This window comes from Adhaeribacter rhizoryzae, from assembly GCF_008629685.1.
Lineage (GTDB): Bacteria > Bacteroidota > Bacteroidia > Cytophagales > Hymenobacteraceae > Adhaeribacter > Adhaeribacter rhizoryzae.
In genome coordinates this window covers 1-12856 of the sequence record NZ_VWSF01000042.1, presented here as the reverse complement: position 1 = coordinate 12856, position 12856 = coordinate 1, and the positions used below count along the sequence as shown (strand labels likewise).

Sequence of the window (12856 nt, the reverse complement as noted above, 5' to 3'; positions counted from 1 at the left end):
CTACCCTTCGTCGGGGAGCCTCCGGGGAGTTGGTGAAGCTGTTTCAAGTAAAAATAAGGGTAGAAGCAGACGGCAACTTTGGGCCAAAAACGGAGGCGGCCTTACGGGCTTTTCAACGGGAACGTAATTTGGTAGCCGATGGCATTGTGGGGCCAAAAACTTGGCTTTTGATAGATGCAGTAGGTAGTGCATGAAATATAAATTTGAGTAATATCTAAGTTATTTTATATTAAATGACAATGAATATTTTATTACATGTTCTATGATTTTTTATATCTACTCAGATTATTAAAAGAAAAAATTCTCTAAATTATTCCACATACCAGTAAAATCTATTTTTTGATTAATAATTATATACTCTAAATACAATGAAAGTAAATATTCATAAACATGTTAATTTCAGTGAAAAGGACATTGAGAAATTATCTAGTTCGATTCAAGTTTTACAAGCTGTACTAGGGTCTAGTGAGTTTAAGGAAGAAGTTCTTAAATATACTTATAATGGAAAGAATGGATATTATTATAGGAAAAATATTAAAGGTGATTGGATTGATCAGCCCTATTCAAATGAGGAGGTTTACAGAATTATAATGAAGGGCCAAGAGAAATTAGGGAACATACATGATAATGAGTGCGATTTGTATCTTGAGATAGACAAAGATGACCATTCTACGGTTATTGGATATACTTACCCCGGTGATAAGACCATATATACTTATAGAAATTGGTTTCGAAGCTTTAATGCAATTGGATATGCAAGCCACTTGGCACATGAATGGTGCCATGAGTTAGGTTTTAGTCATTCTAAAAAGAAAACCGTTAGAAGGAAACATTCTGTTCCTTATGCGATTGGCAATATGATTGGAAGAATTTATCCACAGCTAAAAATAAGCAATAATAATTAGATTACAGGTCTAGAACATAGATTAATGTACTTAAAATTTTATATTTAAATTTTTGCCTAGATACATTAAGTAGTCTTCTATAGAGGTAGGCTACTTCTTCTTGTAACAGTCACGATAATCCATCCTTGAAATATAATGACCAATGCCACAATAGTAGAAGGTCTTAATGAAAGAGTAAAATTGTTTCTATTTATTCTAAATATTACGTCTTAATTGAATAAATGAATTAATATTATTTAAATTAACTGAAAAGATTAATTTGTTTAATTTTCACACCTATATTTTTTAAATAAATCTATTTTGAAATAAACTTAACAGTAGCTTAATATCTGAATAAAATATTTAGTCGTGACTTCTAGCTTCATAATGAATATCTACAAGAATACAGGTTCAAAGTATAGAGGAAATGTACTTATTTGGGCATATTGGATTGTGATGTGCTTATGGCTTTCTGCATGTGTTAAGTCTCCATTGAGGTATGCAACAGCCCAAATTATAGATACAGACCAAGATGGAATACATGATTTTCTTGATGAATGTCCAGAAACTCCAGGAAATGTTAAAGTAGATCGGCATGGTTGCCCCGTAGATAGCGATAAGGATGGGTTACCTGATTATCAAGATCCCTGTCCTACGCAACCAGGAATTCCATGTGCCGATGCTGACGGGGACGGAGTACCTGACAACATTGATAAATGCCCTGATGCTGCTGGTCCGCTTTCTAATGATGGGTGTCCAATAACTCTGCCAAAGAATTTAACTGATTCGGAGATGAAGGCTGCGTTAAGTGCTCTAGAGAAAGCGGAAGATGATAAACGTCGGGTTACCGTGTTCTTTTGTACAAATCGAAAAATTGTAAAGAAGGATTCAGGTCTTGAGATCGGAAATACTAATGCTGCGCTTAGTTATGGCACATGTCGTGTAAGTATACCTCGAGACCATCAAATGGGTAATGTAGAAACACCTATATCTTTACTTGGTTACACAATAGAGAAACCAAATCCAGCAAAACATATTGTAGTCGTATCAACGAGACTTACTACTCGGGAAGAGTTATTTAGTCTTATTAATGAAAAGACAGATGAGTCAACGCGAAAGGATGCTTTTATTTTTATTCATGGATTTAATAATACCTTTGAAGAAGCCATGTTACGCACTGCGCAGTTTACCTATGACTTAGGGTTTGAAGGTGCACCAATTATGTTTAGTTGGCCTTCTCAAGGCTCTCCATTACCCAATCAATATCGGGTTGATGAACGATTGAATCGGCTTTCTATCGCTCCTTTTAAAAACTTCCTCCGCCATTTTCTACAAAAATCAAAAGCCAATAATATTTATTTAATCGCTCATAGCATGGGGAATCGCATCATGGTGGCAGCTCTCAAGGAAATGATGACGGAAGAACCCTATTTATTTCGCAATCGGAATATCCAGGAAATAGTGCTTACCGCCCCAGATATTAGCGTTAATGATTTTAAGAGAGATATTGTGCCTGTTGTTAAAGGAAGTAAATCCAACAAGACAAACCTTACGCTTTACGCCTCTTCTGATGATATACCACTGAAGATTTCTATGGGATTAAATTTGTCTCCACGAGCAGGCCAGGCTGGACCAGGTATACTGATTTTACCAGGCATTGAAACAATAGACGCAACAGGAGTATCTAGCGATTTTTTAAAACATTCATATTTCTCATCAGAGGGAGCAGTAGTAAGTGATTTACACTATCTATTCCGTGAAAAATGGAGAGCGAATCAACGGAAGTGGTTGATGCCAGCAGGTAAAAAATATTGGAAGTTTAAGGTGCCTAATGAAAATTAACTATGAAATATAGGTCATAACTGTTGGCAGGAGCAAGTAAGCGTGTGTGATTAACCATTTTTCCTCGTACTATTGATGAGGGTTGAATAATTTGCTAGATAAATTAAGTTTAGTACATTTTTACTGATAATGTAATATTATTTTTTTCTTCTAACGTCTTCAATCAATATTATTGAGTTAAGTATAGAAACTTATCAATAGCTTTAATCTTATACTAAAGTTATATTGTGAATATTTAAGGTGTTACTCTAATTAACAATTTTAGGGTAAAAATCTATAGAATATATCTAATTCTAATAAATTTTAAATCTAAAAAGCAACTGCTTTAACATTAAAAGCTGTTGCTTTTTAGATTTAAATAGTTCAATAGGATAATGTATGTGTTCACGAAATTATTAAGAGTTTACAAACTTTCCTGAATCAATATTTTACTATAAATAAAGTTACATATTTTGATTAGCTATTCATCGATTGACCAACTATAAACTAATGATGCATCACCAGTAAAACTTTTTTCTCTATCAATTTCTCCCTGTTCTTCAAATTCGTTTCCGAACCGCTCAAATGCACTAAGGAAGCCAAAATCTCTATCAGGAATTTTTGATAATATTTTCCCAACTAAAGGAACGGCCTTTTTTGCAATGACTAACCAAGGAACTGTTGCAGTACCAACAATCCCTTCTATTATTCCAAAAGCATCTCCACCTATGCCACTTTCTACTTCCTGTAAAATTTCACCTAAGTTCCTAGTTGATTTTCTAGTATGTCTTAAATAAATGTGGACATTCAATTCTCCTTCTTCTGGTATCTCCCTACTTAACACAAATAATCCCTCGGAACCAATTTGATCAGTATCGAAGGAAAAAGAGTTATTATGTCTGGCGGATAATCTGAATGGCTCCTGTGGTAAAGTTGTAAGAATCATCTTATTCCTATCAGTTGGATGTTCCGCAATAATCACAAAATATAACTTCCATCTTTCTTTAGGACGGTGTATTGTAACTTTGTCAATTTCTAGTCTTATGCGTGTCATTATTATTTATTTAAGTTGAAGGTTATTAAATAAATTTAAATATAAGAGTTTGTTCAAATTTCCAATTGAAATTGTTAATTCATAGAATAGAAACATAATTATTTTTACAAGTACACCTAGACCCTTAAGTTTCCCGAACATATCTCCTGAGAAACTAACCAGACCGGTATTTGCTACTAAAAAATTCATAGATACACTATGGAAGTGAATAGTTTTAAAATAACATAATGTCCGTGAGTCAATTTGTTATTGCTTAACTATCTTCTTATTTTTTTAGGGTCTATCATGCAAGCCAATTTGTATTCTAATTAATTTTTAAAACTTTTAAATTTATAATATGAGAATAGATAAATCAATAGCTATTTTTAAGTATTTATTATTCTTGGTTCTAGAGAGAAGGTTAAGTTGTATGTTCCGCACAAGACTCTTATTAAAATTGTAAAGGGAACTAAGTCAAGAGAAAGAAAAGGAAAATCAAAATAACTTGCGGACATCTTCTCCCAAAATATAGCAAAGCTTACAAAGCCACCTTTATTTAACATAATGTTAGTTATCGGAGAAAATGCCTCTGTAGGCTTCCCGTTTTTAGAACCGCCTTAATGTATAAAATTTATTTTTAATTAATATCCTATTCAAGCAGGTTTCAGTTGTTTAGCCTTCTCTGCTCCAGCATATTCTACGGGAGATAGTCCACCTAAAGCATCATGCGGCCTCACCTGGTTGTAATCCTCCAGCCAGGTGGCTGTAATTTCCCTAACCTCCTGCAGGCTTTCAAACAAATAAGCATCTAGTACATGCCGGCGGAAGGTACCATTAAACCGCTCTACCAAAGCATTCTGGGTGGGCTTACCGGGCTGGATGAAGACGAACTCTATCCCATGCATCTGGCTCCATTCGGCCATTATGCTGGCAATAAACTCTGGTCCATTATCCATGCGGATGCGTTTTGGTTTTTCCCTGCGCTTTAACAAGTGGTTGAGCACCCACACCACCCGGTTGCTCTTCAAAGAAAAGTCTACCTCAATATGTAAAGCTTCCCGGTTATAATCATCCAGCACATGGAAAGAGCGAAACTTTCGCCCGTTCAGCAACGCATCACTCATAAAATCAATCGACCAGGTGTGGTTTAACGCCTCTGGCACTTGCAAGGGCTGTCTAATCCGAGCCGGCAACCGCTTCTTGGCTTTTCTTCTGATATTTAAACCCATGGCGGTATAGATGCGGTACACCCGTTTATGATTCCAGCTCCAGCTCTGGCCTTCCTTTCGCAACCGCCCATAAGCTTTCCAGAAACCTTCCCGGGGATACTGCTCCGCCTTTTCGGGTAAAGCTGCTGCTACTGGCTCATCCTGTTTATGGGATTGGTAGTAGTAAACCGATTTACTTAAGCTTAATACCCGGCACGCCCTGCTGATGCCGGCTTGAGGCTGCTGGTACACCTCTTCCACTAATTGTCGCTTCTGGCAGGGCTTTAAAGCTTTTTTTCAATGATTTCTTTGGCAAGTTTAAGGTCCAGCGCCAACTCGGCATACATAGACTTGAGACGACGGTTTTCTTCTTCTAATTCTTTCAGCCGTTTGAGTTCAGTGGCATCCATGCCATTATAACGCTGCCGCCACTTGTAAAATGCTGCCTGGCTTACACCATGTTCCCGGCTGATTTCGGCCGCACTTTTACCATCCTCAAACTCCTTAAGAATTTTGGCAATTTGTTGGGGACTAAAAGTTTTTCTTTTCATATGCACTGTTCTAAGTTAAGACTTTTTCTCTTCTTAAACAGTTCTATTTTTGGGGAAGCTTACATATGCCGATAACAAGCTGATCGAAACTTATACTTACAAGGCGTTACCAGTTGGACAGGTAACAGAACCAGTATCAAAGAATTTAGATATTTCTGCTTATTAATCTTTTTCTTTTAGCCGTTCCGTTTTAGTTATATCATGGGCGTTGGCCAAAGCCAACGCCTTTTTTGTTTTCAAACTATATTCTAACTTAGAGCCTTATTAGAACCTATAAGCCTAAATAATAATGACACTAAAAGAAGCTGTATTAAAAAGAAGAAATCTATAAGTTGTAACAGCCCATACGACCTCATTAATGGTAAAATCTTACACCACCACACTCAGCATTTGCCGGGTGTGGTGGTGTATTTTAGACTGTTTTTTTATTTTGTTAGTTTTGCATATATAATTCATCTGACAGATTGATTAAGAATATCCAATATTTCTTCCCAGGTCAGATGCACATAAAAACGATGCAAGATTTTGAGTACATAAAAATTGTTCCTGACGAACGGCTCTCCGGTTTTGTGGAGAGTTTCCTGCTATGTGCCAATCATATCGATGAAGATAAAGAAGTCATTATTTTTCCCGATGGAAGAGTGGACATTATGTTTAGCTGTACAGATCAGGAACCATTGGTAGCCGAATTATTTAATCTGGATAAAAAAGCAAGGCGGTATATTTTCAAAAAGCAAACAAAGCTTTTTATGGTATGTCTTACCTTGCTCGGTGCCGAATACCTGCTTGGATACAACGGGACAGATTTTGGAAAAGATGAGATTCGGCTTCCCGCAGGTTTTTGGGATATTTCTAAAGAAGACCTTACAAGCTTAGATAGCTTTGCAGAAAAGGTTTCGGAAAAACCTTTGGAAATATTCCCGAAAAAGATGGATGAAAGAAAGCAACAGCTTTTTGAGCTTATCTATTCGTCAGGTGGTAAGGCGTTATCAAGTACCCTCCTTACAGCAAGAAAAAACTCAAATGGCTAAAATCGCTTTTGGAACGAATTTCTTAATGACACAACCAAAGAACACTCCGTAAAAAATCAATTTAATTTTGACGATGGACATTACAAACCTTCCCGAAGATCTATGGGAACATAACGAAACCCATACTTCGGATTTGCAAATTTTCAATTACGAAGTGTATAAGAACGGTTCCAGAAACAAGATTGGCCTGAATAAAAATGTATTCAGTTTCTTATTGGATGGTCAAAAAAACATTCACTTTTCTAATGATATCATTTCAATCAATGAAACACAATCGCTACTTATCACATCTAATAATGTTTTGGTTACCGAACTGGTAGGTGTAAGTTCATACCGTTGTTTACTCTTCTTCTTTTCTCACAAAAACATCACCGATTTTTTATTGAAACATTCCCATTCTTTCAGTCAGAATGCCTCAGATAAAAAGATAACGGATATACCTTATTTCCTTTTAGAGAAAGACAATTTTATCATCCATTATATTCATTCGCTCCAACAGATTTTTGGTTTGCAACAATCTATCTCTCAAAAGATTTTGGAACTGAAATTTGAAGAAATAATGCTTTATCTGGCGGATAAATATGGGACGGTATTTTTAGATTACTTACATTATTTACTAATCAATGAAAGAGAATTATCATTTAAAATGGTAATTGAAAAGAACCTTTATAGGAACTTGAATATTGACGAAATAGCCTTTCTGTGCAATATGAGTGCCTCTACTTTTAAGAGAAAATTTATAAGTATATACCAGGAATCTCCAGGGAAATGGTTTCAGCAAAAACGGCTTAACAAGGCCAAAGAATTGTTACATAATAACCAAGTCACACCTTCCGAAATTTTTATGGACTTTGGCTATGGCAGCTTATCAAATTTTAGTGCAGCCTTTAAAAATGAATTTGGGTATAGCCCCAACCACATCCACTCAAATTGACCTCTTTTCATAACTTATTGAACCAAACTAATAAACGAAGCAGCGCTGGTTTTTATATTTTTGTCTGATTGAAGAATTGTTTAACTAAAAAATAAAAACAATGAAAAAATTAGGATTGTTAGTTCGGTTGGAAGCAAAGGCCGGCCAAGAAAAAAACGTTGAAGATTTTATTACAGGAGCATTACCGCTTGCTCTTGAAGAAGCCGGTACCGTTACGTGGTATGCATTCCGTATTGATGCTTCTACCTTCGGTATTTACGATACTTTTTCAAACGAAGAAGGCAGAGAGGCACACCTTGGCGGTAAGATCGCAAAAGCATTAATGGAAAATGCACCAGACCTATTGGCAACACCTCCGTCTATTGAAAAATTGGACATTTTAGCTGCCAAATAGCCTAAGATAATACCATTATATTTAAGGGAGGATTTTGCAAAAACTCAGCAAAATCCTCCCTTAATTGTTCAAAAAAATATCTTCTCTTCCTCATTTTTTTAGATATCTAAAAAATCGACCCAAAAAGCTTACGTCCTTTGCATTATCAAATTTTAAAGAGATGCAAAAGGTAAAAGAAACCAAGGATAAACACCTTGTCTTCGTTGCCGACAGCGATGGGATCAATACCGTTTTCCCGATGCTGGTGGAGCGGCTCAAAGATGACCGTTTGTATGGGGAGTGCATCAAAAAGTGTGGGGCAATCGATTCTTTGATAACTTGAGAAGGATTTGAAATGTCTTGTCATGAAAGCAAAAAATGTCCTCCAGCCAGCTGCCGTTGATCCTCGAACTGCGGTCTATCATTTAAAGGTACATCTTCTGAATATTTCGCCAATGATCTACCGGCGTTTTATCATTGACGGCAATACGCACATTGCAGAGCTGCATCATTTAATACAAATGGTAATGGGCTGGGAAAATCAGCATTTACATGTTTTTCATATCTGGGGAGTGGATTATGGAATTGCCTATGTCGGCGGTGGCTACTACCGGGATGATCCCTGTGAGATTTACATTGGAGATTTGGGTTTTAGGGCTGGCGATAAGTTTTCCTATGTTTATGACTTTGGAGATTACTGGAAACATGAAGTTCGGGTGGAGAAGGTTGAGAATGTTAGGTCAGGGTATCGCCACCCATTTTGCACAGCTGGGCGAAGGGCCTGCCCACCGGAAGATGTTGGTGGACCCTATGCCTACCAGGACGCTTTGATAAAGCAATTTAGCTGGCTTCAGGAAAAGGTATCAAACATATTTGAAAGTGTTGAGAACGGAGAACTTCCGGATCTGGACCTGCACGATGCACCTTGGTGGTATCTCAAGCACCGTAGTGAAGTGTTCGACAGGAAAAAAATGAACCAAGCGTTAGCCAAACTGTATCAAAAAAAGGGTGACGAGAAATTTTGGAGAACCTTAGGCGGTTACGATGCTTATTTTGATGCTTAAGCGTAGCGCTTTCTGTATCAATAAAACCTAGTGGTTAATTTGATAATAGTTGGTAACTTGGTGTTATGGAAAAAGGGGTAATTTTCGTCCGGGTATCCAAGAGAGAACAGGACTATCAACGACAGATAGAAGACTTACGGGCGGTGGCTCAAACCCAGAGCCTACAGGTTGTGGCAGAAATAGCTGAGAAGGTAAGCGGAGCAAAGTATAACCAGGAGCGAGACGGACTGCAGGAGCTACTCACCATGGCGCGTAAACGTGAGATCAATAAGGTCCTGGTTCAGGAAGTTTCCCGCTTGGGACGCTCGACCGTTGAAGTTTTAAATGTATTGGAGGAGCTGACCAAACTTCAAATTAGCGTTTATGTACAAAACTTTGGTATCGAAACATTAAAAAGTGGCAGGAGAAACCCTATAGCCCAATTTATGTTCACGCTGCTGGCCGAATTTGCCAGGTTAGAAAGGGAAACATTACGGGAACGCATCCTGTCAGGAATGGACGAAGCACGCCGGAAAGGGAAACATTTAGGCCGGCCTGATGGATCAAGTGAGGATAAGGAGGCTTTTTTAAAAAAGTATCCCACGGTGGTTCGGAATTTACGTTTGGGTATCAGTGCGCGTAAAACCGCTAAAATTTGTGATACCTCTATCAATACGGTCCGGAAAGTCAAAGATTACATTTCCTGATAACCTTAATAATCATGAAATTCAAACTCCAGTTAGTATGCGAACCCGGCGAAAATGAAACTGTTTCCACTGATGAAATTTTCACCTTTGATAAGTCATTTGATACTTTTGAAAGCATCGGCATGAGCCTTTGTGAATCAAAGCAGCTATTGAAAAACCTGCAGCAATCCATCGTTGAAAAGCAACTGGGCGCTTTTATCAAAAGCAAGGGGCTGCAAAAGTTTCGCAAAAAAGGAAACTATACCGTTCAACTCAAGACACTTTTTGGCAATATCTCCTTTGAAAGCCCCAGGTATTATGGCGAAGATAAAAAAACGTTCAGCCCCTTGAATGAGTTACTTCCAAACCATACTACTCCTGAACTATTGTTTCTGGAAACGAAATGGGCATGTTTAATCCCTTTTGAAAAGACGGCGAAGTTATTGAAAGAAGTCCTGCCAGTTGCCGAAACGATTAACGCGACAACGATCCAGAACCATCTATATGATTTGGCCTTAGCCCAGGAGCAAGAGGTTGGAGAAGAACAGTGGATGTACGATTGTGGTAGCATAAACCAGCGGCAGGCCTTACCAAGGCCGGAAAGAACCATGGTTGTCGGTATTGATGGTGGTTACGTCCGGGACTGGAAAGATAAAAATAGCCTATTTGAAGTAATCGCTGGCAAGTCAATTCCGGCTGAAAAACCTGCGAAATGCTTTGCATTCGTCGGATCCTATGATTTGAAATCGAAACGCCGGTTTTATAACCATCTGGTATCACAAGGAATGCAGCCCCACCAGCAGCTTGAATTTTTTTCAGATGGTGCTGATAATTTACGCAATCTACAAACCTACCTGAATGCAGAATCCACGCACATTCTGGATTGGTTTCATATTACGATGAAACTGACCGTTCTGCATCAGTGTGCACTTGGGTTGATAAAAGTAGATGAAAAAAGAGGAAAATCTATTCAACATTTATTGACCCGTATAAAATGGAATTTGTGGCACGGTAACGCCGTAAGGGCTATGGAGCATTGTGATGACCTTGATTTCTACCTTACTGACCACCTGGAAGATACGGCGCAAAAGAAAAAATATGACAAGATTAAACCGTTTCAGACATACGTTACCGACTTCGACAAATACATCACTAATAACCAGAATTTTATTGTTAATTACGCCGAGCGGTACAATTACGGCGAAGTGATTTCAACCGGCTTTGTGGAATCCACGGTCAATTATGTAATTGCTAAACGGTTTTCTAAAAAACAGTCCATGCAGTGGACCAAAAAAGGCGCACACTTACTGCTTCAAGTCCGGACAAAAGTATTGAACAACGAATGGGAAGACATTTTTCGAAAGATGTATCCGGATTTTAGACCTATCACATTAGTGAAGGATCCTGATATCATCCAGGAAGCGGCATGAGTCTCCCACACTTTTTGATGCACTCCTACTCCACTTGTATCGCCAGCGTATTCGGATATAACAAAACGGTATCTTTTACCTGTTCCCGCACCTGCTGGAAATTAGCCTGAATAATGGTGGCTTTTATATCTGTTTCTTGAATAAGCTGCTTTTCATCGGTAAACTGTACAAATGGTTCTAATGCCATGCGCTCTGCCGGTGCATCCCCACGGTAAATAACTCCTTTGAAGAATATCTGATCTGTTTCAACAGTCTGCCCGATAAACTCTCCCTGCTCCAAGCTAACAGCATCCTGAATTCGGACCAGGTTCCGTTCCTGATAACTCACGTTTTGATTGTGGCTTCGGCTCTGCTGGCCATAACCAGCAGAACTGCTGCCGGTACTGGTGGAAACCATTTCTTTTTCTTCACGGCCCACCATTTTAGAAATTAGTTCGGCAGTTTCTATATTATTCACTTTTCCGATAAACCAGTTATTCAGATTACTAATCATTACCTGCATTTTCTCCCGGCCGTAACTATCCACCATCTGGCTTAAGTCCTGACTCATGTAAATAGTAGCTATTTTGTTGCTGCGGGCTGTGGCCGGAATAACTTCTAAGCCAGGAACGTAAATAGTAGCTGCTTCATCTAAAAAAACATAGCTGGGATGTTTGCCTTGCTGGTTCATCAGCTTCAAAGCCACCGCAATTATACAACTGATAACCGGCGAAAAAGAATCTTTCAAGGTGGGATCATTACCGATGCACAGCAACTTAGGCATTTTAGGATCATTGAGATCCAGTGAAAACCCCTCCCCTTTTTCTTCATTGGGCGTTAATACCCACACCATTTCCGGGCTATTAATGCGTGTTAAGATAATTTGAAGGGTAGCTACTACCCCGGCAATTTGCTTTTCTGCTTTCGATTCTACGGCCGTTATCAAACTCCTGACCATATCACCGCATTCTACATCCGTATCCAGCATACTTAACACGTGCCGAAAATCTTTATAAAGGGCGGTAGCTACAACGTGCGGAATAGTGCAGTACTTTGGATAGTTCTTGCGGTAAAACCAGATGATAGCAGTTAAAAAGGCAACGGCACTGGTAGAAAAAAATTCGCCGGTATTTTTAATAGTATTGGTATTTAAGTTATTGATAATGGCTCGGCTGTACTCTTCGGCATAAGCTACTACCGGCATATCCTCGGCTCTTAATGGATTTACACGTTCGGTTCGCCCCAGGTCCCGGAAATTAATGATATGTAATTGCACTTCCGGCTCTTGTGCTTCTGCTTTTAAGGGGTCGTTCTTTTCTTTTATAATCGTTCTTTTCAAAGCGGCCAGGGCCATAGCTTGTTGGACTACCTCCGCTAAAACCGGAAATTTAAAATCGTAAATTATTCCGGCAAGATTCTTTTCGGCAAATTGTTCTATAATGGGTTCTCCAATGCTGAATGACTTTCCGGCGCCGGCACCTCCTAAAACCAAATTTCCCCGAAAAGCATTGGGCACATTAATATATCCCCCATCCTGGGTTGGCAGAGAAAAACCGACCGGAGAATTTATTCTTCGGTGCGCAGTTGCCAAACTAAAAGCAGATTGCTTATTACGAGCCAAAATCAATCCTGATATGAAGGAGCTACCTAGTGATAGCGCTACTGCAACCGGATAGAAATACGTAATAAAACCTGAATTGTACTTATGAATAAATAGCAGAACATAACTACTTAACATAAAAACTAAACCACAGACAAATGGTAAACTCCTGAAATAGCTTTACACTTTAAGTATAAAGTTATGAATAATAGGAATTTAAAAGAAACTGTAAAAAGGAATTATCCGTCTGCAAAGAAAAGAAAAATTGTCGAAGAACTTCGTT

13 protein-coding genes are annotated in these 12856 nt (G+C 38.4%); 10 read left to right on the top strand and 3 right to left on the bottom strand.

Going from position 1 to position 12856, the window contains the following annotated elements; all coding sequences use genetic code 11:
- The 3 genes from F0145_RS25790 to F0145_RS25780 form a co-directional block, all read left to right on the top strand.
- On the top strand, nucleotides 1-194 hold a 194-nt coding region (locus F0145_RS25790), incomplete at its 5' end, for a peptidoglycan-binding domain-containing protein (RefSeq protein WP_150093541.1).
- 174 nt (nucleotides 195-368) lie between these two features.
- Nucleotides 369-905 carry a hypothetical protein gene (locus tag F0145_RS25785; RefSeq protein ID WP_150093539.1) on the top strand — a complete coding sequence of 179 codons (537 nt, stop codon included), beginning with the start codon at nucleotides 369-371 and terminating at the stop codon, nucleotides 903-905.
- 366 nt (nucleotides 906-1271) lie between these two features.
- Nucleotides 1272-2726, top strand: a complete 1455-nt coding sequence (locus F0145_RS25780) for an alpha/beta hydrolase (RefSeq protein ID WP_150093537.1) — start codon at nucleotides 1272-1274, stop codon at nucleotides 2724-2726.
- Between the two features lie 460 nt (nucleotides 2727-3186).
- On the opposite strand, the gene F0145_RS25775 is transcribed toward F0145_RS25780, so the two are convergent.
- A complete protein-coding gene (locus F0145_RS25775) occupies nucleotides 3187-3759 on the bottom strand; it encodes a hypothetical protein (RefSeq protein ID WP_150093535.1) in 573 nt (190 codons plus the stop codon).
- Nucleotides 3760-4391: 632 nt separating this feature from the next.
- Nucleotides 4392-5497, bottom strand: a protein-coding gene (locus tag F0145_RS25770; RefSeq protein WP_223816243.1) for an IS3 family transposase whose coding sequence is annotated in 2 segments (ribosomal slippage) — nucleotides 4392-5236 and nucleotides 5236-5497 — 1107 coding nt in all. Because the reading frame shifts where the segments join, the coding sequence is not laid out codon by codon here.
- Between the two features lie 464 nt (nucleotides 5498-5961).
- Between F0145_RS25770 and F0145_RS25765 the strand changes: the two genes are divergently transcribed.
- The 7 genes from F0145_RS25765 (at nucleotide 5962) to F0145_RS25740 (ending at nucleotide 10994) form a co-directional block, all read left to right on the top strand.
- The gene (locus F0145_RS25765) at nucleotides 5962-6528 is read left to right on the top strand and encodes a hypothetical protein (protein ID WP_190277650.1); all 567 of its coding nucleotides are present in this window, start codon (nucleotides 5962-5964) and stop codon (nucleotides 6526-6528) included.
- Nucleotides 6529-6601: 73 nt separating this feature from the next.
- The gene (locus F0145_RS25760) at nucleotides 6602-7462 is read left to right on the top strand and encodes a helix-turn-helix domain-containing protein (protein ID WP_150093529.1); all 861 of its coding nucleotides are present in this window, start codon (nucleotides 6602-6604) and stop codon (nucleotides 7460-7462) included.
- 100 nt (nucleotides 7463-7562) lie between these two features.
- On the top strand, nucleotides 7563-7856 hold the full coding sequence (locus F0145_RS25755; RefSeq protein WP_047096321.1) for a putative quinol monooxygenase: 294 nt from the start codon (nucleotides 7563-7565) through the stop codon (nucleotides 7854-7856).
- A gap of 160 nt (nucleotides 7857-8016) precedes the next feature.
- Nucleotides 8017-8178, top strand: a complete 162-nt coding sequence (locus F0145_RS26420; RefSeq protein ID WP_190277649.1) for a hypothetical protein — start codon at nucleotides 8017-8019, stop codon at nucleotides 8176-8178.
- Between the two features lie 22 nt (nucleotides 8179-8200).
- Nucleotides 8201-8899 (top strand): plasmid pRiA4b ORF-3 family protein, encoded by a 699-nt coding sequence (locus F0145_RS25750; RefSeq protein ID WP_150093527.1) that lies wholly within the window; start codon nucleotides 8201-8203, stop codon nucleotides 8897-8899.
- A 65-nt stretch (nucleotides 8900-8964) separates the two neighbouring features.
- Nucleotides 8965-9585: a recombinase family protein gene (locus F0145_RS25745; RefSeq protein ID WP_150093525.1), complete on the top strand. Its 621-nt coding sequence runs from the start codon at nucleotides 8965-8967 to the stop codon at nucleotides 9583-9585.
- Between the two features lie 14 nt (nucleotides 9586-9599).
- Entirely contained in the window at nucleotides 9600-10994 is a 1395-nt protein-coding gene (locus F0145_RS25740) for an ISKra4 family transposase (protein WP_150093523.1), read from the top strand.
- A 25-nt stretch (nucleotides 10995-11019) separates the two neighbouring features.
- Here F0145_RS25740 and F0145_RS25735 read toward each other — a convergent pair whose 3' ends face one another.
- Nucleotides 11020-12594 (bottom strand): TraM recognition domain-containing protein, encoded by a 1575-nt coding sequence (locus F0145_RS25735; protein WP_190277648.1) that lies wholly within the window; start codon nucleotides 12592-12594, stop codon nucleotides 11020-11022.
- Between the last annotated feature and the right edge of the window lie 262 nt (nucleotides 12595-12856).